This is a genomic window from Roseibium sp., from assembly GCF_048260565.1.
GTDB lineage: Bacteria > Pseudomonadota > Alphaproteobacteria > Rhizobiales > Stappiaceae > Roseibium.
In genome coordinates, this window is sequence record NZ_JBLXGP010000011.1 from 94,121 (window position 1) to 117,512 (window position 23,392).

23 protein-coding genes and 1 tRNA gene are annotated in these 23,392 nt (G+C 62.0%); 9 read left to right on the plus strand and 15 right to left on the minus strand.

Features of this window, described 5'->3' with window-relative positions:
* Positions 1–93: 93 nt before the first annotated feature.
* The gene (gene ftrA, locus ACN0SO_RS20120) at positions 94–1,107 is read right to left on the minus strand and encodes a transcriptional regulator FtrA (RefSeq protein WP_417680518.1); all 1,014 of its coding nucleotides are present in this window, start codon (positions 1,105–1,107) and stop codon (positions 94–96) included.
* Between the two features lie 79 nt (positions 1,108–1,186).
* Here ftrA and ACN0SO_RS20125 point away from each other — a divergent pair, with 79 nt between their 5' ends.
* The 3 genes from ACN0SO_RS20125 (at position 1,187) to ACN0SO_RS20135 (ending at position 2,434) form a co-directional block, all read left to right on the plus strand.
* On the plus strand, positions 1,187–1,606 hold the full coding sequence (locus ACN0SO_RS20125; protein WP_417680519.1) for a rhodanese-like domain-containing protein: 420 nt from the start codon (positions 1,187–1,189) through the stop codon (positions 1,604–1,606).
* Between the two features lie 82 nt (positions 1,607–1,688).
* Positions 1,689–2,033, plus strand: coding sequence for a c-type cytochrome (locus ACN0SO_RS20130; protein ID WP_417680520.1), 345 nt, complete (start codon positions 1,689–1,691; stop codon positions 2,031–2,033).
* A 128-nt stretch (positions 2,034–2,161) separates the two neighbouring features.
* Positions 2,162–2,434 (plus strand): usg protein, encoded by a 273-nt coding sequence (locus tag ACN0SO_RS20135; protein WP_417680521.1) that lies wholly within the window; start codon positions 2,162–2,164, stop codon positions 2,432–2,434.
* Here ACN0SO_RS20135 and ACN0SO_RS20140 read toward each other — a convergent pair.
* Together ACN0SO_RS20140 and ACN0SO_RS20145 are read right to left on the minus strand one after the other, a co-directional pair.
* On the minus strand, positions 2,431–3,249 hold the full coding sequence (locus tag ACN0SO_RS20140) for a tRNA1(Val) (adenine(37)-N6)-methyltransferase (protein ID WP_417680522.1): 819 nt from the start codon (positions 3,247–3,249) through the stop codon (positions 2,431–2,433). The two genes, ACN0SO_RS20135 and ACN0SO_RS20140, sit on opposite strands and share 4 nt — an antisense overlap.
* Positions 3,249–3,488 carry a DUF2007 domain-containing protein gene (locus ACN0SO_RS20145; RefSeq protein WP_417680523.1) on the minus strand — a complete coding sequence of 80 codons (240 nt, stop codon included), beginning with the start codon at positions 3,486–3,488 and terminating at the stop codon, positions 3,249–3,251. Before ACN0SO_RS20145 ends, ACN0SO_RS20140 begins: the two co-directional genes overlap by 1 nt.
* A gap of 166 nt (positions 3,489–3,654) precedes the next feature.
* Here ACN0SO_RS20145 and ACN0SO_RS20150 point away from each other — a divergent pair, with 166 nt between their 5' ends.
* Positions 3,655–4,671, plus strand: a complete 1,017-nt coding sequence (locus ACN0SO_RS20150; protein WP_417680524.1) for a polyprenyl synthetase family protein — start codon at positions 3,655–3,657, stop codon at positions 4,669–4,671.
* A 31-nt stretch (positions 4,672–4,702) separates the two neighbouring features.
* Here the strand turns inward: ACN0SO_RS20150 and pcp are convergent, their stop codons facing one another.
* The 3 genes from pcp to ACN0SO_RS20165 form a co-directional block, all read right to left on the minus strand.
* Positions 4,703–5,371 (minus strand): pyroglutamyl-peptidase I, encoded by a 669-nt coding sequence (gene pcp / locus ACN0SO_RS20155; protein ID WP_417680525.1) that lies wholly within the window; start codon positions 5,369–5,371, stop codon positions 4,703–4,705.
* 70 nt (positions 5,372–5,441) lie between these two features.
* Complete coding sequence (locus tag ACN0SO_RS20160; RefSeq protein WP_417680526.1) at positions 5,442–6,317, minus strand: 4-(cytidine 5'-diphospho)-2-C-methyl-D-erythritol kinase; 876 nt, start codon at positions 6,315–6,317, stop codon at positions 5,442–5,444.
* Between the two features lie 23 nt (positions 6,318–6,340).
* Positions 6,341–8,134, minus strand: coding sequence for a tetratricopeptide repeat protein (locus ACN0SO_RS20165; RefSeq protein WP_417680527.1), 1,794 nt, complete (start codon positions 8,132–8,134; stop codon positions 6,341–6,343).
* Positions 8,135–8,422: 288 nt separating this feature from the next.
* Between ACN0SO_RS20165 and ppdK the strand changes: the two genes are divergently transcribed.
* Positions 8,423–11,089, plus strand: a complete 2,667-nt coding sequence (ppdK, locus tag ACN0SO_RS20170; protein WP_417680528.1) for a pyruvate, phosphate dikinase — start codon at positions 8,423–8,425, stop codon at positions 11,087–11,089.
* Between the two features lie 11 nt (positions 11,090–11,100).
* Complete coding sequence (meaB, locus tag ACN0SO_RS20175; RefSeq protein WP_417680529.1) at positions 11,101–12,057, plus strand: methylmalonyl Co-A mutase-associated GTPase MeaB; 957 nt, start codon at positions 11,101–11,103, stop codon at positions 12,055–12,057.
* 9 nt (positions 12,058–12,066) lie between these two features.
* Here the strand turns inward: meaB and ACN0SO_RS20180 are convergent, their stop codons facing one another.
* From ACN0SO_RS20180 to map, 3 genes are all read right to left on the minus strand, one after another.
* On the minus strand, positions 12,067–14,346 hold the full coding sequence (locus ACN0SO_RS20180; protein ID WP_417680530.1) for a putative bifunctional diguanylate cyclase/phosphodiesterase: 2,280 nt from the start codon (positions 14,344–14,346) through the stop codon (positions 12,067–12,069).
* Between the two features lie 175 nt (positions 14,347–14,521).
* Positions 14,522–15,232, minus strand: coding sequence for a RadC family protein (gene radC, locus ACN0SO_RS20185; protein ID WP_417680531.1), 711 nt, complete (start codon positions 15,230–15,232; stop codon positions 14,522–14,524).
* Positions 15,233–15,242: 10 nt separating this feature from the next.
* Positions 15,243–16,073 (minus strand): type I methionyl aminopeptidase, encoded by an 831-nt coding sequence (gene map / locus ACN0SO_RS20190; RefSeq protein WP_417680609.1) that lies wholly within the window; start codon positions 16,071–16,073, stop codon positions 15,243–15,245.
* A 183-nt stretch (positions 16,074–16,256) separates the two neighbouring features.
* On the opposite strand from map, the gene ACN0SO_RS20195 reads away from it, so the two are divergent.
* A tRNA-Leu gene (locus ACN0SO_RS20195) sits at positions 16,257–16,342 on the plus strand.
* Positions 16,343–16,469: 127 nt separating this feature from the next.
* Here ACN0SO_RS20195 and ACN0SO_RS20200 read toward each other — a convergent pair.
* Positions 16,470–16,754: a type II toxin-antitoxin system RelE/ParE family toxin gene (locus tag ACN0SO_RS20200; RefSeq protein ID WP_417680532.1), complete on the minus strand. Its 285-nt coding sequence runs from the start codon at positions 16,752–16,754 to the stop codon at positions 16,470–16,472.
* On the minus strand, positions 16,738–16,977 hold the full coding sequence (locus ACN0SO_RS20205; protein ID WP_417680533.1) for a ribbon-helix-helix domain-containing protein: 240 nt from the start codon (positions 16,975–16,977) through the stop codon (positions 16,738–16,740). The genes ACN0SO_RS20200 and ACN0SO_RS20205 overlap by 17 nt, the downstream gene beginning before the upstream one ends.
* A gap of 233 nt (positions 16,978–17,210) precedes the next feature.
* Between ACN0SO_RS20205 and ACN0SO_RS20210 the strand changes: the two genes are divergently transcribed.
* Both ACN0SO_RS20210 and sfsA read left to right on the plus strand, forming a co-directional pair.
* Entirely contained in the window at positions 17,211–18,656 is a 1,446-nt protein-coding gene (locus ACN0SO_RS20210; protein ID WP_417680534.1) for a TrkH family potassium uptake protein, read from the plus strand.
* A gap of 89 nt (positions 18,657–18,745) precedes the next feature.
* Complete coding sequence (gene sfsA, locus ACN0SO_RS20215) at positions 18,746–19,450, plus strand: DNA/RNA nuclease SfsA (protein WP_417680535.1); 705 nt, start codon at positions 18,746–18,748, stop codon at positions 19,448–19,450.
* 38 nt (positions 19,451–19,488) lie between these two features.
* Here sfsA and ACN0SO_RS20220 read toward each other — a convergent pair whose 3' ends face one another.
* The 4 genes from ACN0SO_RS20220 to ACN0SO_RS20235 form a co-directional block, all read right to left on the minus strand.
* Positions 19,489–20,235: a L,D-transpeptidase gene (locus ACN0SO_RS20220; protein WP_417680536.1), complete on the minus strand. Its 747-nt coding sequence runs from the start codon at positions 20,233–20,235 to the stop codon at positions 19,489–19,491.
* Between the two features lie 555 nt (positions 20,236–20,790).
* Positions 20,791–21,300 carry a xanthine phosphoribosyltransferase gene (gpt, locus tag ACN0SO_RS20225; RefSeq protein WP_417680537.1) on the minus strand — a complete coding sequence of 170 codons (510 nt, stop codon included), beginning with the start codon at positions 21,298–21,300 and terminating at the stop codon, positions 20,791–20,793.
* Between the two features lie 14 nt (positions 21,301–21,314).
* Positions 21,315–22,061 (minus strand): competence/damage-inducible protein A, encoded by a 747-nt coding sequence (locus ACN0SO_RS20230; RefSeq protein WP_417680538.1) that lies wholly within the window; start codon positions 22,059–22,061, stop codon positions 21,315–21,317.
* Between the two features lie 120 nt (positions 22,062–22,181).
* Positions 22,182–23,366 (minus strand): FAD-dependent monooxygenase, encoded by a 1,185-nt coding sequence (locus ACN0SO_RS20235; RefSeq protein WP_417680539.1) that lies wholly within the window; start codon positions 23,364–23,366, stop codon positions 22,182–22,184.
* Positions 23,367–23,392: the final 26 nt, after the last annotated feature.

Genomic DNA, 23,392 nt, shown 5'->3' on the forward strand with positions numbered 1-23,392 from the left:
CTGGCTTTCCGGATTCTTTTCTGAATAGGCTATGTACACGTTCTGCGGCAGGCCCGAAAGGCAAGACGCCATCTTTGCGGTGGCCGATCTGTCTCAGGCGTGCGCCAGACCGCGGAACTGCTTTCGGTAGCTGGTCGGCGTGATGCCGAGTTCCCGTCCGAAATGATGGCGCAGGTTGGTGGCGCTGCCGAAACCGCATCGGTCGGCGATGCGGTCGACGGTCTCTGTCGTCTCCTCCAGAAGCTGGCGGGCACGGCGGAGCCTTTCGGCCAGCAGCCAGCGGGCGGGTGTGGTGCCGGTTGCCGCCTGAAACCGGCGCAGAAAGGTGCGTTCGCTCATGCCAGCGCGGCGGGAGAGGTCGAAAATGGTCCAGGACAGCTGAAGGTTCGCCCGCAGTTCATCGAAAAGCGGGCTGAGGCGCGATCCTTCGTGGGGCTGAGGGACGCTCAATTCGGAATATTGCGCCTGCCCGCCGTCGCGGTGAGGCGGCACGACGAGGCGCCGGGCAACGGAATTGGCGGCCGCCGTGCCATGATCGCGGCGCACCAGATGCAGGCAGAGGTCGATGCCGGCGGCACTGCCGGCGGAGGTCAGGATCTGGCCTTCGTCGACATAAAGCACGTCGGGCACCACCTCCAGTTCCGGATGGCTCTCCCGCAGGGCCTCGGTGTAGCGCCAATGGGTCGTGACCCGTCTCCCATGCAGCAGGCCGGTGGCGGCGAGCACGAAGACTCCGGAGCAGATCGACAGCAGACGGGCGCCGTTCGCATGGGCGGATTTCAGGGCCTCGACAAGGTCTTTCGGCACGGGCGCATCCGATGAGCGCCAGCCGGGCACAATGATGGTGCCGGCTTGTTGGAGCACCTCAAGACCGCCGTCGACAGCGATCCGAAGGCCCCCGGGCGCGCGGATATCATCTGCATCTGCGGATGCGACCGCGTAGTCGTACCAGCCGTCGCCCATTTCGGGCCGGGGCAGGCCGAAGACCTCATAGGCCACGCCGAATTCAAACAGGCACAGGCCATCGTAGGCGAGGGCGACGACGAGCGGATTGGAAGGTGGAGCGGGGCTCTTTGTGTTTGGCATGAATTTTACGATAGATGGCATTCTTGCCAGCGGTCAATGGCCGGCTCATCGGATAGGACTGACGACAGCCATCGCGCCATCTGTTTCAGGGAGACGTTTCATGAGTGTCGTCAGCAGCATAGCGGCCGCAGAACCGCAACAAGCCATCGATCATTTCAGCCGGCGGCTTTCCGTCGAAACCGACTGCGACGACGTGGCGTCGGCAATGAAGGCGGGCGAGCAGGACTTCGTGCTCCTTCATGTGGTCGGGTCTCCGGAAGCCTATGAGAGGCGTCACCTTCCAGGTGCGCTGCATCTGCCCCATAAGGAGATCGGCAAGGAGCGGATGGCTTCGTGGCCGGAAGATACGCTGTTCGTCGTCTATTGTGCCGGTCCCCACTGCAACGGTGCCGACAAGGCCGCGCTGAAGCTTGCCGAGCTCGGTCGGCCGGTGAAACTCATGATCGGCGGCCTGACCGGCTGGGAGGACGAAGGGCTGCCCTTTGCAACGGGTAAGGAACCTGGCTCGATCACCGGGTGACCGGAGGCCTCGCAATCGCCCTTATGGTTCTGTTATACCTCTCTTTCTATAAAGGACTCCGATGCGATCCGGGGAGGGAACCATGCAGCGCAGGCTTTTGACCGCAGCCACCGGCGTAACGATGTTTCTGGCGACACAGACAGCATCGGCGGAGACCTATCCGACCGATCCGGTCTCGGTCGCAACGGGCCTGGAACTGGCGGAAATTTATTGTGCGGCCTGCCATGCCGTCGAAAAGGATGACGAAAGCAAGATCAAGGGCGCGCCGGCGTTCCGGGACCTGTCGAAACGTTATCCACTGGGGGATCTGGAAGAGAGTCTCGCCGAAGGCATCGTCACCGGCCACGAAGGCATGCCCGAATTTTCCTTCAGTTCCGAGGATATCGACGCATTTCTGGGCTATCTGACATCGATTCAGACCAAATAGCGGTCTGGCAGCACTCTCTGGTTTATGCTGCTAAGCTTATGATATAATTCACCAAATTGACACGGATTAAGAACGCGTTAACCTGATTGCGTGGACACTTTTTCATCGTGAATGAAAGTGAGGCAATCATGAAGGTTGGTTCGGATTTTCAAAAGCGTATCCTCGGCTACGGACTGCTCACGGCCGAGATCCTATATCGGATCCCCGATCATCCGAAGTTTCTGCAAAGCTTCCTCTGGCAAACGGAGGACCTTGCCCCCCATTTCCCCGAGTTGAAGAAGTTTCTGGGCTTCTGGGAGAAGGAAATCGAGGGTCGGATCCATTCGGTACGAATCGCGCATCAGGATCTGCTCGAACCGGTCGACTACCGCTACGCCAACGGGGAAATCATGGTTCACTAGCTGCGATCGGTGAGACCAAGACCTTGCCCGTCGCGCATGATGGCGCGGGACTGGTCGGTGAAATCCGAGCCGTCGCCCTTGTGCAGGACAAACCCGGGCTGAAGCTGCAGCGGTGCCTTGCTGGCGCGGATGGCGCGGATCAGGATGCGGGTGGCCGGGGCGTCGGGACGCGGGCGCAACGGAATCACGTCGATGGCGCCGAACCGGCCGGTGAGGACGTCGAGCAGTTCCCGCAGGCCGTCTGCTCGGAAGATCACCGTCAGGCTGCCGCCTTCGCGCAGGATGTCCGTCGCCGTCTTAGCCCAGGGTTCCAGGCCGCGGTCGTCCAGCATATGGGCGCTGGCCCTGGCGATGGCTGGAGAGGCCCGGAAGGAGCCCGGCGGATAATAGGGCGGGTTCATGATGACATGGTTGGCCAAGCCCGGGGTCAGACCGGCCGCATGGCGTTCGCTGCCCTTGGCGGTGATGTCCGCCTCCAGCACCTTCACCCGGCCGGCAAAGACGGAATTGGCCGGATCGGCCAGGGCCTCATTGGCCAGGTTGAGCACCAGCGGATCGATTTCGACCAGGGTCACATTGATTTCGGCCAGCCGGGCAGCGGCACAGAGGCCTGCTGTGCCCACACCCGCGCCCAGGTCCACGACATGGCCTTTGGTGCCGTCCGGCAGGGCTGCGGCCAGATAGACGGCATCCAGCCCGGCCCGGTGCCGCCCCTTTTTCGGCTGATGCACGTGAACGAGGCCGCCGAGGAAGGCGTCGCGGGTGGTTTCCTGCGCGGTGCCGATTGTATCGGTATCGTCGGGATTATCTGACATCAGAACGAGGATGGGCTTTCCGGCCCGAGTTCATGGGCGAGCCCCGCATCGGTGACGAGGCGGCGGGCCTGCGCGATCTGGGTGCCATCCACCAGCAGCCGGCGCGGGATCATGCTGATCGACCCTTCCAGAATGCTCATGTTGTCGTCGGCAACGAAATACCGGATGCCGGCCTCGCCGAGCAGCGATTCCAGAAAGGAAATGAGCACAGGATCGTTGGTTCGCAACAGTTCTTCCATGCAGACCTTGTCAGTTTGTGAATTTGCCGCAGGCCGTAGTAACGCTGTTAAAAGCCAGCAAAACCCGCTGGCAGCCGCTTTTCAAGCCCCGGCGACCGATTGCTCCCTTGCCCAAGGCTTATCGCCGCCATATTGTCCGCACAACAAGAAAACAGGAGTCCCTTTGGTGGCCGTTGTCGCATCTATGACCGACCCTAAATCCGTTCAGCCCGGAATTCAGTCGCTCGTCGACCTGGTTTCGGGGGGCATGGACCAGGTAAATCAGATCATCCTGTCGAAGGCCGGGTCCAATGTGGAGCTGATCCCGGAGATCGCCAAGCACCTGATTTCTTCCGGCGGAAAGCGGCTGCGCCCCATGCTGACGCTCGCCTGCGCCGACATGTTCGGCTATCAGGGCGACGGCCACGTGACGCTCGCGGCCAGCGTGGAGTTCATGCACACCGCGACGCTGCTTCACGATGATGTGGTCGACGAAAGCGACATGCGCCGCGGCAAGCTGGCAGCACGCAAGTTGTGGGGCAATCAGGCAAGCGTGCTGGTGGGCGATTACCTGCTCGGCCAGGCCTTCAAGATGATGGTCGACGTGGGCTCGCTCGAAGCCCTGCGCATCCTGTCAGAAGCCTCCGCGATCATCGCGGAAGGCGAGGTGATGCAGCTTGGCGCGGCCAAGGACATCGGCACGACCGAAGCCCAGTACCTGAAGGTGATCGAAGCCAAGACGGCGGCCCTGTTTGCGGCCGCCGCCGAAGTCGGTCCGGTGGTGGCCGGCGAAAGCGCCGAGATGAAACAGGCGGCCCGAAGCTATGGCATGGAACTGGGACTGGCCTTTCAGCTGGTCGACGATGCCCTCGACTACGGCGGCTCCAGCGCGGACCTGGGCAAGGATATCGGCGACGACTTCCGCGAAGGCAAGATCACCTTGCCCGTCGTTTTTGCCATTCAGCGTGGCAGCGACGAGGACACGGCGTTCTGGAAGCGGTGCCTGGAAACCGACGGCATCGAGGACGGCGATCTGGAACACGCCATCGAGCTGATGACCCGGTACGACGCCATCGCCGATACGGTCGAACGCGCACGCAGCTACGGCGACAGCGCCTTGAAGGCACTGGACCGTCTACCCGCAGGCGCTCACCAGACCGCCCTGGCCGAAGCCGTCGCCTTCTGCATTTCGCGGGTAAGTTAAGCCGCTTGCACGGTTCCTGCCGCGTCTGACCCTAAACCTGTAGCCGCGAGGCCAGCGGGATGTCGATGTCCTGCGGGTTGGTGACGATTGCCTCAAGCGCCAGACGGACGCCCTGGGCAGCGGTTTCCGCGGACATGCTTGGCGCGCCGAGATTTTCAGGCAGGGCGGCAATCTGGGGCAGGTGTGGCAGGTGAATCCAGCCGGCGCGCACCGGAAGTCCGGCCGAGGCGATGTGATGCATGATGCCGTAGAAGAGGTGATTGCAGCAGAACGTGCCGGGCGCATCGGAGATATCAGCCGGAATTCCCCCTTCACGCATGGCATGGACCATGGCCCGGATCGGCAGATTGCTATGGTAGGCGACCGGCCCGTCGGGCGCGGTCGGGGCATCCTGCAGGGTCACGCCGGCATTGTCCTTCAGGCCATAGCGGCTGGAGTCATTCAGGTTCTGGGCAATTCGTTCCACGGTAACCATTGCACGGCCGCCGAATTCCCCCATCATCACAACCGTAGACGCTCCGGTTTCGGCGATGGCGTCGCGTACCGTGTCGATACAGACGAAAAACGTGTTGGGAATGATCCGGGAGATGATGGACGCATTGCCGATTGTCTCGCCGTCAAGCAGCCGGGCCACATGTTCCGCCGGATTGACCGCCGTGTTGCCATAGGCTTCAAACCCCGTCAGCAGGATCGTCTCCATCGGCGGGTCTCCTTTCCCTCTTTGTGATTTCTGTCAGCGATCGAATGATCCGCTATCGGGTGGACACCCTTTATAGCCTTCCGGACGCAATCCACCAGCCCGGGTGTCTCGAAGCGACGGCATCGGCTATCCGGGTTTCCCTGCCCGGGGCGCAAAGGGCAAAACAGGTGGCTCCTGACCCGGACATGCGGGCGAACGCGACGTCGGTAAGGCCGGCAAGGGCGTCGATCACGGTGGTGATTGCGGGGCACAGGGCCTCGGCCGCGGCCTGCATGTCGTTGCGGGTGTCCCTCAAGTAGGCGCAAAGGGCAGCCAGATCCGCGAACTGCTCCGGCAAGTCCGGCAGGAGCGGATTGTCCCGCTTCATCATCGCTTTGAATACGGCAGGCGTGGAGACACCTTTCAGCGGGTTGACCAGAACGATCCCGGCCGGCGGCATGGCCGGCGCCGGCGCCAGCCGCTCTCCGATGCCGCTCATGCGCGCCGGTCTCCGGCCCAGGCACACGGGGACGTCGGCTCCGAGCGAAAGGGCGAGTTCAAGGCGCTGCTCAGTGGGCAATGCAATTCCGGTGAAGCGTTCCAGAAGACGGATTGCGGCGGCGGCGTCGGCGGATCCGCCGCCGATGCCCGAAGCGACCGGCAGGTTTTTTTTAAGCGTCAGGCGGATGCGGGGTGCCGAACCGGACAATTCGGCGAACCGGCGGACCGCTTTCAGGACCAGGTTGTCTTCTGCCGGACCTTCCAGTTCGGAGCCGAAGGGGCCTTCCAGCCGCAACTCCAGCCCATTCGCCGGCTCAAGCGTCAGTCGGTCGGCAATGTCGGGAAAGACCACCAGCGAATCGAGCAGGTGGTAACCGTCTTCGCGCCGGCCGGTCACGTGAAGCGCAAGATTGATCTTTGCCCGGGCGGTTTCGACAAGTGCACCGCCGGTATCGTCATGCCCCATGAAGCCGGGCCCCATGAAGCCGGTCAGCCGCCGTTCTTGCTGCCGTCGGCCTTGGCTTCGTCGGCCTGTGTGTCATCGAGACCGTTTGCGATCTTATTCAGGATTTTCGGCAGTTCTTCGGGTTCCGGCCCCAGGTCGCGCGCATGGTTCCACTGGAACCGGGCTTCGGTCTTCCGACCGACTTTCCAGTAGGCGTCGCCCAGGTGATCGTTGATGACCGGGTCGGAGGGGCGCAATTCGATTGCGCGTTCCAGTTCCTTGACCGCGTCTTCGTAGTGGCCGAGCCGGTAGTAGACCCAGCCGAGGCTGTCGACGATATAGCCGTCGGTCGGACGTAGCTCGACCGCCTTCTTGATCATGCCAAGAGCCTCGTCCAGCTTCAGCCCCTGATCGACCAGGGAATAGCCGAGGTAGTTCAGAACCAGCGGCTGGTCCTCGAAGAGTTCGAGTGCCTTTCGGAAGTCGGCTTCGGCCAGATCCCACTTGTCCTGGCGTTCGCGGCAGATGCCTCGGAAATAAAGCAGCAGCCAGTGTTCCTTTTGCAGATCACCGTCGAGGGAATCGATCCCCTTCGTGTAGACCGCTTCGGCCTCGTCGAAGTTCTTGCTACCGCGCAGGACGTTGCCGAGGGAAACAATCGCTTCCAGTTCGGTCGGGTCCTGTTCGATCAGCGCGGACAAATGCTTGCGGGCTTCGTCCAGGCGATCCATCGAATTGTAGTTCAGGCCAATCTGGATTTCCGCATCGCGCTTGAGAGCGGCCCCTTCCGGAACCATTTTCAGCACCTCAATGGCCCGTTCCGGCTGCCCCATGCGTTCCATGAGTCCGCCCAGGCTTACGGCTGCGAACTGGGCGTTTGGATCGAGATAGAGGGACAGTTGCAGCAAGGCGGTTGCAAGTTCCTCTGCGCTGTCGCGACCGATGGCGGCTCCGAGCCCGTAGAGAATTTCCGACATGCCTTCGGCAGGGTTGGACACGATCGGCTGGATCGGCATTCCGGATTCAATCAGGTCGCGCGTCTGTGTCAGGAGGGGATGTCCCTTGAGCAGCCGGTCGTAGTCTTGCAGCGCCTTCAGCGCTTCATCCTTCTGGCCGTTGGCCGCCAGTAACCGCGCATAGGCATCCACCACGCGGATGGCACCCTGGTCGGCCTTGTAGGCAATTTCGATCTGTTCGAGCGCTTCGTCCTTCCGGCCGGCGGCAAACAGGATCAGGGCGCTGTGATCGGCCTTGAAGACCTCGAACCAGTCCGGGCCCTTCAGCTCCGCAATGGTCGCCAGCGCCTGGTCCACATTACCGGCACCGTACTGGGCCCAGCCTTTCGCGATGCCGATCGAGAGATCGGCGAGCGGTCCGCCCGCGTTGGAGTCCAGAAGCGCCACCGCGTCGTCATAGGAGCCATTCCGCATGGCCTCGGCGGCAAGCGTGAGTTGTCCGAGGAAATTCCGCGAGCCGATCTTTTCCAGATTTCCGGCATACCGTGCGGCGTCCTCGATATCCCCGTTTGCGAGTTTCAGGAGGAAGGTGCGCTCAAGCAGGACCGGGTTCGCGGGATCGGCTTCAAGGGCTTCTTCGTAAAACGCGGCGGCCTGGGAAAAGTCCTTTTCGACACCGGCGAGGCGGCCCGCGAGATAGCTGCCGGACAGGGTGACCGGCAAGTCCTGGGGCGTTCCATATTCAATCTGAGGTTCCCCGCCGGTTTCGGCGTGGGTCACGGGTGTCAAGGCGCCCAAAGCGGCAGTACCCATCAGCGCAAGGAAAAGAATGCGGAACGGCTCTTTCCGAATTGTCAGTTTCGCGCCGGTGATTTCAGTCATGGAACCTCGCATGCTCGCGGAGCTGTGGTCACTTCCGCACATAGTATAGGCCCGACAATGGCCCCTTTAAGGCCCCCGGGCAAGGGATAGGCCGGAAAGTCCCCGGAAAGTCTGCAGCATTGCTTAAAAGAGGCTATTCGGATTGGGTCTAGTTGCCGCAGTCTTTGGATGTTTGCCGTCTTATTTAAAAAAAAACTTGAGTCAGCAACCGCGCCATAGCAGGAATGTGCGGCGCAAAAAGCCCGGTGCACAAGCCTCCGAGGCACGACTCGAGACGGAGAACGACTTATGACCAGATGGGTCTACAATTTCGGCAATGGAACGGCAGACGGCGCCGCAGATATGAGAAATCTGCTTGGCGGCAAGGGGGCCAACCTCGCCGAGATGAGCAATCTGGGCTTGCCGGTACCGCCAGGCTTCACGATCACCACGGAAGTCTGCACCTGGTATTACGATCACGATCAGTCCTATCCGGACGATTTGAAGGCCCAGGTCGAAGAAGCCCTGACGAAGGTCGGCGCGGCAACGGCACGCAAGTTCGGCGATCCGGACAACCCGCTTCTGGTCTCCGTCCGCTCCGGCGCCCGCGTTTCGATGCCCGGCATGATGGACACCGTTCTGAACCTGGGGCTGAACGACGAAACGGTGAAGGCGATCGGCGAGGACGCCGGCGACATGCGCTTTGCCTATGACAGCTATCGCCGGTTCATCCAGATGTATTCCGACGTTGTGCTGGGCGTCGACCACCACGAGTTCGAAGAAATCCTGGAAGAGCACAAGTCCCGGAACGATCTCAGCCTGGATACGGAAATCACGGCCGAAGACTGGGTCGGCATCATCGACAAGTTCAAGGGACTGGTCGAAAACGATCTCGGCAAGCCGTTCCCGCAGGATCCGTACGAACAGCTGTGGGGCGCGATCGGGGCGGTGTTCGGCTCGTGGATGACCCACCGGGCGCAAACCTACCGTCGCCTGCACGACATTCCGGGCAGTTGGGGAACGGCCGTCAACGTTCAGGCCATGGTATTCGGCAACATGGGCGAAACGTCGGCCACCGGCGTTGCCTTTACGCGTAATCCGTCGACCGGCGAAAAGGCGCTCTACGGCGAGTTCCTGGTCAATGCCCAGGGCGAGGACGTGGTCGCCGGTATCCGGACCCCGCAGGACATCACCGAAAAGGCACGCATCGAGGCCGGCTCGACCCGGCCGTCCCTGGAAAACCTGATGCCCGAGGCCTTTGCCGAGTTCCAGTCGATCTGCGACCGGCTCGAAGCCCACTACCGGGACATGCAGGACCTGGAGTTCACCATCGAAAAGGGCAAGCTCTGGATGCTCCAGACCCGCTCGGGCAAAAGGACCGCCAAGGCGGCGCTGAAGATCGCGGTCGACATGGCGGCCGAAGGCCTTTTGACCGAGGAAGAAGCGGTGACCCGCGTCGAGCCGGGTGCGCTCGACCAGCTTCTGCACCCGACCATCGATCCGAAGGCGGAGCGGGACATCATCGCCAGCGGTCTGCCGGCGTCGCCGGGGGCTGCTTCCGGTGAAATCGTCTTCACCTCCGACGAGGCGGAAGAGGCGAAGGCGGCCGGGCGCAAGGTGATTCTCGTTCGTGTTGAAACCAGCCCGGAAGACATTCACGGCATGCATGCCTCGGAAGGCATTCTGACGAGCCGCGGCGGCATGACCAGCCACGCGGCCGTGGTTGCCCGCGGCATGGGCAAGCCCTGCGTGGCCGGGGCCGGCATGGTCCGGATCGACTACCGCGCCGGCACGATCAGTGCCAACGGACGGACGCTCAACAAGGGCGACGTGATCACCATCGACGGCGCCTCCGGCCAGATCCTGGTCGGCGAGGTCGACATGTTGCAGCCGGCGCTTTCCGGCGATTTCGGAACGCTCATGAGCTGGGCGGACGGCGTGCGCCGCATGAAGGTGCGTACCAATGCGGAAACGCCGGCCGACGCCAAGGTGGCGCGCGACTTCGGCGCCGAGGGCATTGGTTTGTGCCGAACCGAGCACATGTTCTTCGATGGCGAGCGCATCATTGCGGTGCGCGAGATGATTCTGTCGGAAACCGAGGACGGCCGCCGGGCGGCGCTGGCAAAGCTGCTGCCGATGCAGCGCCAGGATTTCGCCGAGATCTTCGAGATCATGAAGGGGCTTCCGGTCACCATCCGCCTGCTCGACCCGCCGCTGCACGAGTTCCTGCCGAAATCGGATGAGGAAGTCGCTGAAGTTGCCGCCGCCATGGGCGTTTCGGCCGACAAGCTGCGCGAACGGGCGCATACGCTTGAGGAATTCAACCCGATGCTCGGCCATCGCGGCTGCCGTCTGCTGGTCTCCTATCCGGAAATCGCGGAAATGCAGGCGCGGGCGATCTTCGAGGCCGCGATCCAGGCGGGCAAGGCGACCGGATCACCGGTGGTCCCGGAAATCATGGTGCCGCTGGTCGGCCTGAAGGGCGAACTCGATATGGTGCGCGCCAGCATCGAGGCCATGGCCGAAGCGGTGCAGAAAGAAACGGGAGAAAGCCTTACCTACCAGGTCGGTACCATGGTGGAACTGCCGCGTGCCGCCCTGCAGGCGGGCGAGATCGCCAAGTCGGCGGAGTTCTTCTCCTTCGGGACCAACGACCTGACACAGACCACTTTCGGGATCTCCCGTGACGATGCGGCCTCCTTCCTCGGCACCTATCAGGCCAAGGGTTTGCTGGAACAGGATCCGTTCGTGTCCCTCGACCAGACCGGCGTCGGCGAACTGGTGAAGATCGGTGCCGAACGCGGCCGCTCGACCCGGCCCGACATGAAGCTCGGTATCTGCGGCGAACACGGCGGCGATCCGGCATCGATCGGGTTCTGCGAAACCGTCGGTCTCGACTATGTCTCCTGTTCGCCGTTCCGCGTGCCGATCGCGCGTCTGGCGGCTGCCCAGGCAGCCCTCAAGGCAAGGACCTGAGGGAGGGGGCGGTGAGCCGGCCCTTTCCGGACCTCGACGCACTTCGCCAGGGCGGCAAGCTTGCCCTGGCGCGCATGCTCACCCGGCTCGAAACCGAGGCCGGGTCGGTGGAAACCGCCCGTTTTCTCGATAAGGCCAGTCAGATTCACGGCGGCCATGTTCTCGGACTGACCGGCCCGCCCGGCGTCGGCAAGTCGACGCTGACCGACGCCCTGATCAAGGCTTTCCGGGCGCAAGGGGAGAGCGTCTCCGTTCTGGCGATCGATCCCTCCTCCCGTTTTACCGGCGGCGCGCTTCTCGGCGATCGGACGCGGCTGCATACAGACCCGGAAGACACCCGCGTCTTCGTTCGTTCCATGGCGGCACGGGACAGGCTCGGCGGCCTCTCGGACCATGCCATTGCCGCCATTGCCCTGTTGCGGGCGGTCAGCGACCGGGTCATCGTGGAATCGGTCGGTATCGGCCAGTCGGAAAGCGACCTGGTGCAGGCTGCCGACACAATGGTGCTGTGCATCCAGCCGGGATCCGGCGACAGCCTTCAGTTCATGAAGGCGGGTGTGATGGAGCTGCCGGACCTGGTCGCCGTGACCAAGGCGGACATGGGACCGGCCGCGCGCCGGGCGGCCTCCGACGTCACCGGCGCCCTGTCGCTGACACGGCCGGACAAGGACGGCTGGAAGGTACCTGTATTCGAAGTCTCCGCACGGTCCGGAAACGGCATTGCTGAGCTGATCGACGGTGTCGCCGCGCACCGGGAGTACCTGGCGGTAACCGGCAGGCTGGAGACAAAGCGCGCCGTCCAGCACCGGCAGTGGTATGAGGACATGATCCGGACCCGGTTCGGTACGGCCGGCCTTGAAGCGGCAGTTGGGCTGCGGGGAGAGGCGGATCCGTCTGTAACCCCGTTTTCGGCCTTCCGCGCGGTTTCGGACGGGTTGTCGGAACGGCTTGGTCTGTCCGACGCCTAGGTATGGCCTCTAATATTCAGCGCTTCTGAGCCGCTCGACTTCCAGGCTCTGGTGCTTCATTTCCATCTGGATTTCATGATCGGCCAGGAATTCATCCAGATCCTTCGCGGGAAGCGGATGGGACAGGAAATAGCCCTGCAGCCTGTGGCAGCCGTTAGCGGCAAGGTATTCTGCCTGCTGCTTTTCCTCGATGCCCTCGGCTACGATGGTCATGCCGAGGGCCTGACCCAGCCGGATGATCGTGCGCACGATGGCACGGGCTTCCGGACTGTCGGTCATCGCCGAGATGAAATCCCGATCGATCTTCAGGGTGTCGAAGGGGAAATGGCGCAGATAGCTGAGGCTCGAATAACCGGAGCCGAAGTCATCCAGAGCGACCTTGATGCCGAGGTCTTTCAGGCGTCTCAGGGATTGCAGGGCCTTCTTGTCCCGTCCGGCAAAAACGGTTTCCGTGACTTCGATTTCCAGGCGACCCGGATCGAAAGCGAATTCCTCCAGGGTGGCGCTGACCTTCTCTACGAAGCCGGGATGCTTGAACTGGGTGGGCGAGACGTTCACTGAAACGACGAGGTCCGGCCAGCATTGCGCATCCTGGCAGGCCCTGCGCAGAATCCACAGACCCAGATCGTTGATCAGGCCGGTTTCCTCGGCCACGGGTATGAAACTCGAAGGCGGAACAGGCCCGGTGTTCCGCCGGTTCCAGCGGGCAAGCGCCTCAATCGCCACAATTCTGCCGGACCGGCTGTCGCACTGCGGCTGATAGGCGACGTCCAGAAGATCCTCGTCGATGGCCTTGCGCAATTCGCGCGCAATCTCGTCCTTGGTTCGCACGTGTTCCTGCATGGACGGCTCGAAGAAGGACCAGCGGTTCCGGCCATTCGACTTGGCGTCATAAAGGGCGATATCCGCCTTGCGCAGAAGGTCCTCGGCCGCCAGCCCGTCGCGGGGGGCAAGTGCTGCGCCCATGGAAACGGTCACATGGATTTCGTCGGGACCGAAGGAGACTGGCTGAACCATCATGTCCTGCAACCGGCGCATGAACCGTTCCGCTTGGGTCTCGTTCGGGCAATCGGGCAGCAGGAGGGCGAATTCGTCGCCGCTGATGCGTGCCACAATAGCGTTTTCGGGAAGAATCCTCTGCAGGCGTTCGGCAATGGCGCAGATCACATGGTCTCCGGCTGCGTGCCCGAGCGTGTCGTTGATGTCCTTGAAGCGGTCCAGGTCGAAATAGAGAACCGCCGCGCCTTTGTCTGCGATTTGGGTATCGTTCATTGTCCGGTCGAGCAATTGCTTGAATTGTCTCCGGTTCGGGAGGCCCGACAGCGGATCGTGCAGCGATGCGCGAACCGCATCCGCACGGCTGGAGGCCAGGTGCCGGGTCGATTGCCGGATGAACGTCATGACGACGATGGAAAGACCGACCAGAGCCAGGGCGAGAACGGTCAGGACCGGCGCGATCCTCGTCTGCATTTCCTGGCCCGGCTGTTCGGCCTGCCAATGGATACGGCCGATGCTATGGCCGTCCGGCGCTTCCAGGTCGATCAATGGTCCGCTGGTCTCCGGCGCGGGATATGAATCCAGTACCAGCCCTTCCAGCGCGGAGATCCTTCCGATTTCAGCAAGCAATTCGCCGTTGAGCTGTTTGAAGCTGATCAGCATGGCCGGTGGTTCACGCTGGGAAACCAACTTGACGAGTTCCGGCGTGATGGCCGTCGCGGAAAACAGGTAGATGTTGCCCTTGATGGAAACAAGGCCGGTTTCGGACAGGTTATGTTCGTTGATCCGGTAGTCGGGATCGAAGTAGTAAAGCCCGCTCGGCAGCGCCTTGAGGGATGCTAGATAACGCTTCTGAACCGTTTCGACCGCAGGGTCCAGGCGGTCGAGCAGATCCCGCGTGACCCATTTCTCATAGACGTTCGGGCCGTCGACGAAGCGGGCCTTGCGATCCTGATCGAGCAGGATCGTCCTGGAGAAACCGTAGCGCTGTTTGAGCCAGAGGGCGACGTTGTGGTAGAGCCAGGCCGTGTCGTAGATGGGGCCGGTGGTAATGTAATAGATCGGATCCTTGACCAGGACGCTCGCCTGTTGTCTGGCAAACTGGTCCCGGGTCAGCTGCAGGGTGCCGTTGAGGAGCTGACGCTGGCTCTTTTCCGCTGCCTGGTCGGAAATATGGGCAGACCAGATGAGAAGTCCGAAGGTGATCGCCACGGCAATCAGCACGACCGCGAACATCGGAATGATGATTGCATTCGCAATCCGGCTGCCATGCCTTTCTTTCGAAGCAGTCATCGGAGCTCTAGGATACATCCGTAATAATATCTCTGAAAGCTGCTAATGAATGCAGAATGAAGTTAGTTAATAAAATACTTGTCCGGACTGTATTGAACGTTTTCCGAGGGTCAGAACTATCTTCAAGTTTCAATTAATTTATACGTTGAAATGACAAGGTAATACTCGAACTGTCTTATATGAGTTGCAATCCTCTGAAACTCGTTTCACCGAATCTGCCGACGATGATGTGGTCGTGGATCTCGACACCCAGCGGTTTGGCTATGTCGATGATCTGCTTCGTCATTTGAATGTCGGCGCGGGACGGCGTGGGGTCGCCCGAAGGGTGGTTGTGCACGAGCACGAGCGCGGTTGCGGATAGCTCGAGCGCCCGCCGGATCACCTCTCGCGGGTAGACCGGGGTGTGGTCGACGGTGCCCCGCTGCTGCACCTCGTCGGCGATCAACCCGTTTTTCCGGTCGAGAAACAGGATCCGGAACTCTTCGACTTCCGAATGCGCCATGGCCGACTTCACATAGGCGACGACCTGCGACCAGGACGACAGCACGGCCCGTTCATTGACCTGGCCCTTGGTGTAGCGGACGGCACTTGCCAGGACGACTTTCAGATGCTCGGCGACCCGCTCTCCAACGCCGGGGATTTCCGTCAGGAGCTTGGGCGGGGCTGCAAGGACACCGGCAAAGGAGCCGAAACGGCGGAGCAGGGCCTTTGCGATCGGTTTGGTATCCTGGCGCGGTACGGCGGCAAACAGCAGGAGTTCAAGGAGCTCATAATCCTCAAAACCGGCTTCCCCGGTCTTGCGGAAGCGGTTCCGCAGACGGTCCCGGTGACCGGAATGGTCCGAGGGCGTCGCCTTGTCCTCAGGGTCTTTCCCGCCGCCTGCCATGGTCCGGTCGTCAGGCCGGCGTCATGCCGGGCTTGTCCAGCCCGCCCGGCGAGGTGGTGAAGATTTCGCAGCCTTCCGGGGTGATGCCGATGGCATGCTCGAACTGGGCGGAAAGCGACCGGTCCCGGGTCACCGCCGTCCAGCCGTCGCTGAGCACCTTCACATGGGGGCGTCCCAAATTCACCATCGGCTCGATGGTGAAGATCATGCCGGGTTTCAGTTCGATGCCTTCGCCCGGACGGCCGTAGTGCAGGATGTTCGGCGTGTCGTGGAACAGCCGGCCGACGCCGTGGCCGCAGAAATCGCGCACCACCGAGCAGCGCTCGCCTTCCACATACGTCTGGATCGCGTGGCCGATATCGCCGGTGGTGTTGCCGGGTTTGGCCGCGGCAATGCCGAGGAGGAGGGATTCATAGGTCACCTCGATCAGCCGTTCGGCGGCGCGCTTGATCTTGCCGACCGGATACATGCGGCTGGAATCGCCGTGCCAGCCGTCCAGGATGTAGGTGACGTCGATGTTGACGATGTCGCCGTCGCGCAGAGGCTTGTCGTTCGGGATGCCGTGGCAGACCACATGATTGACGGATGTGCAGGTGGACTTGGTGTAGCCGCGATAATTGAGCGTGGCCGGCAACGCACCATTGGCTTCGCCGAACTCGAAGACGAAATCGTCGATTTCCTGGGTGGTTACGCCCGGCTTGACCAGGGCGGCCAGTTCGTCCAGGCACCGGGCGGTCAGCTGTCCGGCCTTGCGCATGCCTTCGAAATCCTCCGGGCCGTAAAGGCGGACCTGTCCGGTGTTCTTCAAAGGGGCGTCTGCGGCATCGATATAGGTGACCATGGGCGGTGCTTGCACTCTTGAGATTATGTTCCGGCGCGCAGGTTAGCGCGGCTTTTGTGTCTTGTCTTGCGCCTCACATACCCTTGTCGGCCGATTTTTTCCAGACCCGCGGTAAAACTGCTTAATATGTGCCCGAAATCGGCTTGCGCAGCTTTTCGCCAGCGGATAGGCATTTGAAAACACGCGGGCGTGGTGGAATTGGTAGACACAAGGGACTTAAAATCCCTCGGCCCTAGGCTGTACGGGTTCGAGTCCCGTCGCCCGCACCATTTCTGTTTGAGCTATCGCCCTTCGGGCTACTTGAGCTCTGGTCGCCTGGCGCTACCGGCCTTCGGCCTACTTGAGCGCGGGATATCCCGCGCTATCGCCCTTCGGGCTACTTGAGCGTGATGTTTCCTAGAAATTCTGCCGTCCGATCACGGCCATAACCTCAACGGCTGTGTCCGTCACTTTGTAGTTGACGCTGTGAACGCCGCATAAGCTGCGATGGTAGCCTGGGCGAATATCATCGACGGTGGGATACAAGAACGGGTTGGCACACAGCTTCCGAAAATGATCGATCAGCGCATCGTAATAGAGGTCGGCCCGTTCCTCTCCCCACTGAGCAAATCCGAATTCATAAAGGATTGCCAAATCACGGTCGGCCGATGCGCTGATCTTGAGTTTATACGCCCGCGGCATTCTTGAGCTTTGCCTTGGCGTCGGCGCGGATCTGTTCCGGCGTACGGTCGGAAAAACCGCTTTCTTCCGCCGCGATCAGTTTCTTGCGGATTTCTTCCATCTCCCGCGCCTTGCGGATGAGGTCGTTCACCACTTCGCTCTTGCTCGAATATTCTTCACTTTCAACCTGTGCCTTGAGCCACTCGTCGTTCGGGCGGGTCAGGGAAATACTCTGTCTCGGCATTATCCGAATCCCGTTCGGTGGAATATTTAGTTGGTGTGATTATGCACCAATTATGCATCAATGTACAGAAAACAACCGAGGGACACGACCGTAGCAGGGTCCGTTTGGCTCTCCTCGGTATGCGACCGCCACCATTGGCATTGCCTCGGAAACAGTCTAGGAAGTTTCAGGAATCGGAATGCGCATTGGCGGCCGTTATCTCAGGTCGTGCGCAGGACAGGTAGGAACGTTTCTTGATCTCGCTGCGCCCAGTCCTCAATGTGCTCGGGTTCCTTTATGTCGGTCTGGCGACCGCCATGCTGGTGCCTGCCATCGTCGATGTGGCGTCCAGGAACGCCGACTGGCGGGCGTTCGTGTTTTCAGCTCTCTTTACCGGCCTTGTGGGCATGCTCCTGTCGATCGCGGTCGGCGGATCCCTGAAAGAGGGGCTCAATATCCGCCAGACCTTCCTGCTGACGACCCTTGCCTGGGCGACGCTGCCTGCTCTCGGCGCGTTGCCCTTCATGTGGCTGGGGATCGGCTATGCGGATGCGGTGTTCGAGGCCGTGTCCGGGGTGACGACGACCGGCTCCACGGTGCTTTCAGGTCTGGACGGGCTGCCGCCGGGGCTTCTCGTCTGGCGTTCGCTGCTGCAATGGATCGGCGGCATCGGCATCATCGTCATGGCGATCGTACTCCTGCCGTTCCTCAGGATCGGCGGCATGCAGCTGTTCCAGACCGAAGCCTCCGACCGCTCGGAAAAGGTCGTCAGCCGCTCCATCGAACTGATCCGGCTGCTCGGGCTGGCCTATGTGCTTTTGACCGCCCTTTGTATCATCGCCTATCTGGCGACCGGGTTTGAGCTTTTCGACGCCTTCAATCATGCGCTGACGACGATCTCGACCGGCGGCTTTTCCACTCACGACATGTCCTTCGGCTACTACACCAACCCGGTCTCGGGCTGGGTCGCCATCTTTTTCATGGTGGTGGGCGCATTGCCGTTCGTGCTGATCGTTCAGGCCTTGCGCGGCCAGCCGCTGTTGCTGTGGCGCGATCCCCAGGTGCGTGCCCTTGTGGGCTTTCTGGCGGTCGTCTCCCTGATGATGACGGTCTACCTCGGCGCCACCATGCAGTTTTCGTTCGGCGAGGCGTTGCTCAGGGCGACCTTCAATGTGGTTTCGATCGTGACCGGGACCGGCTATGCGCTTGGCGACTATACCGAATGGGGCGGGCCGGTGGTCGGTATCGTGCTCCTGCTCAGTTTCGTCGGCGGTTGTACCGGGTCCACCACCGGAGGCATCAAGATGTTCCGCTTCCTGGTCTTCTTCGGGACGGTCAGGGCCCATTTCCGTCGCATGGTCCGGCCGAACCGGGTGATGTCGGAGGAATACGGCCGGACGCGGCTGACATCGGAGCTGTCCTTTTCCGTTCTGGCCTTCCTGGTCGTCTACATGGGGGCGGTCGGCGCCGTCACCCTCGGCCTGTCCATCTTCGGGCTCGACCTGACAACGGCCCTGTCGGCGGCGGCCACGTCGGTCGGCAACGTCGGACCGGGGCTCGGTCCCGTCATCGGCCCGTCCGGCAATTTCGCGCCGTTGCCGGATAATGCGAAATGGCTGTTGTGCGCGGCCATGCTTTTCGGGCGGTTGGAACTGTTCACCGTGCTCGTCCTGTTCGATCCGGATTTCTGGTCGCGGTAAGGGCATCTCTGAAATGGCGCCGGCAGATTTTCGTTCCGGCTCTGCAAATCAGGCTTGTTTACCTTTTGTTCTCGCGCTATTCAGGTGCCATGAAATTTTCAACACCCCTTGTCAGCGGCCGTCTGGTCAAACGATACAAGCGCTTCCTGGCCGATGTTGTCCTCGATGAGGACGGCACGGAAATCACCGCTCATTGCGCCAATCCCGGGTCGATGCTCGGCCTGAAGGAGCCCGGATCGCGCGTGTGGCTGTCGCTGTCGGACAATCCCAACCGCAAGCTCAAGTATTCCTGGGAAGTGATCGAGGCGGACGGGGCGCTGGTCGGGATCAACACCGCCCATCCCAACGGTCTGGTTGAGGACGCGCTGAAGGCCGGCATGGTTCCGGAACTCAACGGCTTTGCCAGCCTGCGCCGGGAAGTGAAATACGGCAAGAACTCGCGAATCGACATCCTGCTGGAGGGCACGGACGGTGGCCTCACCTATGTGGAGGTCAAGAACGTCCACCTGATGCGGGAACCGGGCCTTGCGGAATTCCCCGATTCGGTCACGGCACGCGGCGCCAAGCATCTGGCCGAGATGTCCGACATGGTGGCGGAAGGTCACCGGGCGGCGATGGTGTTCCTGGTGCAACGGCCGGACTGCGAGCGCATGGCGCTGGCCCGCGATATCGATCCGAATTATGGCAAGGCCTTCGATGCCGCCCGCAAGGCCGGTGTGGAGGCCTATGCGGTCGGCTGTTCGGTGACAGTCGAGGGTATCGACGTCGACAAGCCCGTTCGCATCCTGGATTGAATACGGACGGGCTGCCTGACAGAGGACGCCCGCTCAGATCAGCTTTGGAGGACGACGATCCTGGTGCCGACGGGAACGCGGCTGTAGAGATCGATGATGTCCTGGTTGAGCAGGCGGACACAGCCCGAAGACACCGCATTGCCGATGGACCATGCCTCCGCCGTCCCGTGGACCCGGTAAAGCGTGTCTCGATTGCCTTCGAAGATATAGAGCGCGCGGGCGCCGAGCGGGTTGTCGAGGCCCGGCGGCATGCCATTGCGGTACTTCTCCAGATCCGGCTCGCGGGCGATCATTTCCGAAGGCGGCGTCCAGGTCGGCCATTCCTTCTTGCGCGCGATTCGCGCCTTTCCGCCCCAGCTGAAGCCGTCGCGCCCGATACCGACGCCGTAGCGCATCGCCTTGCCGTTTTCCATTGTCAGGTAGAGAAAGCGGTTCGGCGTATCGACGATGATCGTGCCGATGGTTTCCGGGCTCGAATAGTTCACGATCTGCCGATAATAGCGCGGGTTGATCTTGCTGAGATCGACGGCGGGTATCGGAAACCGCTCCTCCGGCATGGCGCGGTACATGCGCAGGACATCGGGTGGATACCGCCGGACGGTGCCGGGCGCGGTCCGCGGGTTCGCGGGGTAGGCCCCTTGTGCCGGGTAGGTGCCGTACTCGGACGGATACCGGGCCATTTGCTCGGGTGTCGGATAGGGAATGCGTTCCCGGTTGCCAGTGGAGCAGCCGGCGAGGATGGAGCTTCCGGCTCCGATCAGGAACGAACGTCGGGTAAATTGCATAGTCTAGCCTGTTTCCAAACACGTCAGGGGGGCGCTGTGGAAGTTTCGCTTCTGAAACTTTCCCGTAGCTTTGCTGAAAGATTCAACGCATGAAGCGCGATCTGGTTCAGGAGACGGCATTCTTTGGAGGCGGTGAGGCGACGCGAACGGTCACACCGCTGACGGCTTTGCCGTTGCGTTCTCGCGCCGGGGCTTGTGCTGTCGGACGTTTCGTATCCGGCAAGAATGCAAGATGAAGGGCCGGCTGGAGGCAGATTCGTCCCTTGCACCGGCTTGAGGCGGACTTGTCGGGGTGTTTTTGCAGGGGGCCGGCCAGGGCTTGATGAAACGCGTCTGAGGACTGCGTGTTCTGGACGAGCGCAGCAGTTCCGGCGCTTTCAAGCGACCGCGTGCCGGCCAGGGAAGGACCGCAGGCCATGACAATGAGCGCGGCCAGCGTGAGTGCCCGCGCTATCATTCTGCCCATACTGAAAAATCCTGACCGATGCATGCTGTCTGCATGACCTCAAATTGTGGCCAGTCTGTGTATCGGCCCCGATCACATCCGCGTGATGGTCAGCCGGCGGAATCTTTCGCCAGCGGCGGCTGGAACTGCCAGCCCATGTCCCACGGGAAATAGATCCAGGTGTCCTGGGACACTTCGGTGACGAAGGTATCGACCATCGGGCAGCCGATCGGCTTGGCGTAGACGGTGGCGAAATGGGCCTTGGGCAGCATCTCGCGCACGACCTTGGCCGTCTTGCCGGTGTCGACCAGATCGTCGATCACCAGAACGCCGCTGCCCTGGCCTTCCTCCAGATCGACCACCTTCGGATCGACCGGTTTGATCACCTCGAGTTCACCCTGGTTTTCGTAGTCGTGGTAAGAGGCGATGCACACGGTCTCGATGGTGCGGATGCCGAGTTCGCGGGCGACAATGGCCGCCGGCACCAGGCCGCCGCGGGTGATGCAGACAATGGCTTTCCATTCGCCCTGGCCGGACAAGCGCCAGGCCAGAGCCCGGGCGTCCCGGTGGAACATGTCCCAGGAGACCGGGAAGGCTTTGTTCTGTTGGTTGGATTCCATGGGTTTTCCTTCAATTATTGTCCGGCAGCCTCGCGGACCGCGTCCGCCACGGCATCGGCTGCCCGGTTCATAACGGCTTCGTCCCGCGAGCGGACGACGATCTGGGTGGTGAAACGGCCGTCGGTCGTGCGCGGATAAGAACCGATCAGCGTTTCGGGAAACTCGTTCTGGATGTCGCGCAGGCGTTCGGCGATCCGGCTTTCGGGCAGGTCCGCATCGACCGTGCGCGACAGCATCTTCCGGCCGGTCTTCAGGGTCGGCGCGATCGCATCGAGCATCGCCTGCATGATGGAGGGAACGCCGGCCATCACGTGGACGTTTCCGATCCGGAAACCGGGCGCCTTGGAGACCGAATTGTGAATCAGGTCCGCGCCGTCGGGGATCCGCGCCATGCGCAACCGAGCCGGGGTGAGTTGGCCCGGGGGAAAATGCGCTTCGAGGATCTCTTTCGCCCTCGGGTCGACGTCGATGCCGACGCCGAAGGCTTCGGCGATGCTGTCGGCGGTGATGTCGTCGTGGGTCGGGCCGATGCCGCCGGAGGTAAAGACGTAGGTGTATTGGCTGCGCAACGCGTTGACGGCCTCGACGATCCGGGCCGTCACGTCGGGCACGATCCGGACCTCGCACAGGTCGATGCCGATCGCGGTCAGGTAATCGGCCAGAAAACCGATGTTCTTGTCCTTGGTCCGACCGGATAATATTTCGTCGCCGATGACGAGAAACCCGGCTGTGACTTCGTCCTCTGCCTTATCCGCCGCCATGGCAGACCTCCCGGAGATTGTTGGCCGGAATGTGTTGGCCGGAAATTTGTTGGGGGAAGCCTTTAGCCCAGACTGAGGTCCGGCTCAAGGTTTCGGTAGGCTAATCCTCGTTCCGCCGTGTCAGCGGGGCGGTGTCCAGCCGTAGATCCAGTCCAGGCGGGCGGACAGCCGGTCAGGGGGCATGAGTTTCATCACCATATCGCGGCCGATCGCCAGCGGGCCGCTCAAGTGATAGATGCGACCGTTCTCGGCGGCCGTCTCCTGTACTTTTTTCACCCGCTTCCTGCGCGCCGTCTCGTAAGCCTTCAAAACGGCCGGGACATCGGTGGCGGACGGCGTGAAGAGATGGGCGAGGACGGCCGCATCCTCGATCGCCATCGCCGCACCCTGGGCGGCAAAGGGAAGCATGGCGTGGGCGGCATCCCCCAGGAGGGCGATCTTGCCATCGCTCCAGGGGCCGTTCGCATCGACGCCGCACAGCGCCCATTTGAGCCAGGTATCCGGTTTCTCCAGCAAGGATAGGACGCCGAGGGCCCAATTGGCGAAGTGACCGAGCAGGGCGGCGCGGTCCGCTGTTGCCGACCAGCCTTCCTCGGTCCATTTTTCGGGCACAAGAGCCACCAGGTTGAATTCCCGGCCGGCGCGGATCGGATAGTGAACGAGATGCGCGTTCGGGCCGAGCCAGAGACCGGTGCGGGTGAGCAGGTCGTCATCGACCTGTTCGGCGGGCAAGGCCGCCCGATAAGCCGTCAGGCCGGTATATTTCGCCTGCTTGTGGCCGGGAACCCGTCCGCGGACTCTCGACCAGACGCCATCGGCGCCGATCAGGGCCTTGGCAGGGATCTGGCTGAGGATGTCGCCCGTCTGGACGTGGCATTGCACGATGCCGTCGGGGGTGTCGCCGACCTCGATGATCTCGCTTCCCAGCCGAACGTTGATCCTGCCTTGCTCCATGGCGTGGTCGAACAGGGTCTTTTGCAGATCCGCACGATGGACAACGAGGTAGGGAGCGCCATGACGTTCCGCGACCCGATCGCCGAGTTCGATACTGGCGATTTCCCGGCCCGTGCGGCCGGAACCGATGCGGACGGTGCGGGGTGCGACCGCAAGGGGCATCAGACGGTCCAGGACGTCCAGATCGTCCAGGACGCGGCACGCATTGGGCGAAAGCTGCAATCCGGCCCCGACCTCGGCAAGCTCGTCCGCTCTTTCGACGACGAGCACATCGTGTCCACTGGCGCTGAGCGCCAGGGCGGCACTTAATCCGCCGATTCCGGCACCGGCGATGACGACTGGAAGGTCCATGCTCGTTCCCGGGGAAGGGTACCGGA

Bases quoted from the DNA above. Each gene is read 5' to 3' on its own strand.
- map (WP_417680609.1), bottom strand. From the start codon at position 16,073: ATGGTCACCTATATCGATGCCGCAGACGCCCCTTTGAAGAACACCGGA.
- ACN0SO_RS20140 (WP_417680522.1), bottom strand. From the start codon at position 3,249: ATGTCAGATAATCCCGACGATACCGATACAATCGGCACCGCGCAGGAA.
- ACN0SO_RS20230 (WP_417680538.1), bottom strand. From the start codon at position 22,061: ATGGCGGCGGATAAGGCAGAGGACGAAGTCACAGCCGGGTTTCTCGTC.
- ACN0SO_RS20130 (WP_417680520.1), top strand. From the start codon at position 1,689: ATGCAGCGCAGGCTTTTGACCGCAGCCACCGGCGTAACGATGTTTCTG.
- ACN0SO_RS20180 (WP_417680530.1), bottom strand. From the start codon at position 14,346: ATGACTGCTTCGAAAGAAAGGCATGGCAGCCGGATTGCGAATGCAATC.
- sfsA (WP_417680535.1), top strand. From the start codon at position 18,746: ATGAAATTTTCAACACCCCTTGTCAGCGGCCGTCTGGTCAAACGATAC.
- ftrA (WP_417680518.1), bottom strand. From the start codon at position 1,107: ATGCCATCTATCGTAAAATTCATGCCAAACACAAAGAGCCCCGCTCCA.
- ACN0SO_RS20135 (WP_417680521.1), top strand. From the start codon at position 2,162: ATGAAGGTTGGTTCGGATTTTCAAAAGCGTATCCTCGGCTACGGACTG.
- ACN0SO_RS20200 (WP_417680532.1), bottom strand. From the start codon at position 16,754: ATGCCGCGGGCGTATAAACTCAAGATCAGCGCATCGGCCGACCGTGAT.
- pcp (WP_417680525.1), bottom strand. From the start codon at position 5,371: ATGGAGACGATCCTGCTGACGGGGTTTGAAGCCTATGGCAACACGGCG.
- ACN0SO_RS20165 (WP_417680527.1), bottom strand. From the start codon at position 8,134: ATGACTGAAATCACCGGCGCGAAACTGACAATTCGGAAAGAGCCGTTC.
- ACN0SO_RS20145 (WP_417680523.1), bottom strand. From the start codon at position 3,488: ATGGAAGAACTGTTGCGAACCAACGATCCTGTGCTCATTTCCTTTCTG.
- ACN0SO_RS20220 (WP_417680536.1), bottom strand. From the start codon at position 20,235: ATGCAATTTACCCGACGTTCGTTCCTGATCGGAGCCGGAAGCTCCATC.
- ACN0SO_RS20205 (WP_417680533.1), bottom strand. From the start codon at position 16,977: ATGCCGAGACAGAGTATTTCCCTGACCCGCCCGAACGACGAGTGGCTC.
- ACN0SO_RS20235 (WP_417680539.1), bottom strand. From the start codon at position 23,366: ATGGACCTTCCAGTCGTCATCGCCGGTGCCGGAATCGGCGGATTAAGT.
- ACN0SO_RS20125 (WP_417680519.1), top strand. From the start codon at position 1,187: ATGAGTGTCGTCAGCAGCATAGCGGCCGCAGAACCGCAACAAGCCATC.
- ppdK (WP_417680528.1), top strand. From the start codon at position 8,423: ATGACCAGATGGGTCTACAATTTCGGCAATGGAACGGCAGACGGCGCC.
- ACN0SO_RS20160 (WP_417680526.1), bottom strand. From the start codon at position 6,317: ATGGGGCATGACGATACCGGCGGTGCACTTGTCGAAACCGCCCGGGCA.
- radC (WP_417680531.1), bottom strand. From the start codon at position 15,232: ATGGCAGGCGGCGGGAAAGACCCTGAGGACAAGGCGACGCCCTCGGAC.
- gpt (WP_417680537.1), bottom strand. From the start codon at position 21,300: ATGGAATCCAACCAACAGAACAAAGCCTTCCCGGTCTCCTGGGACATG.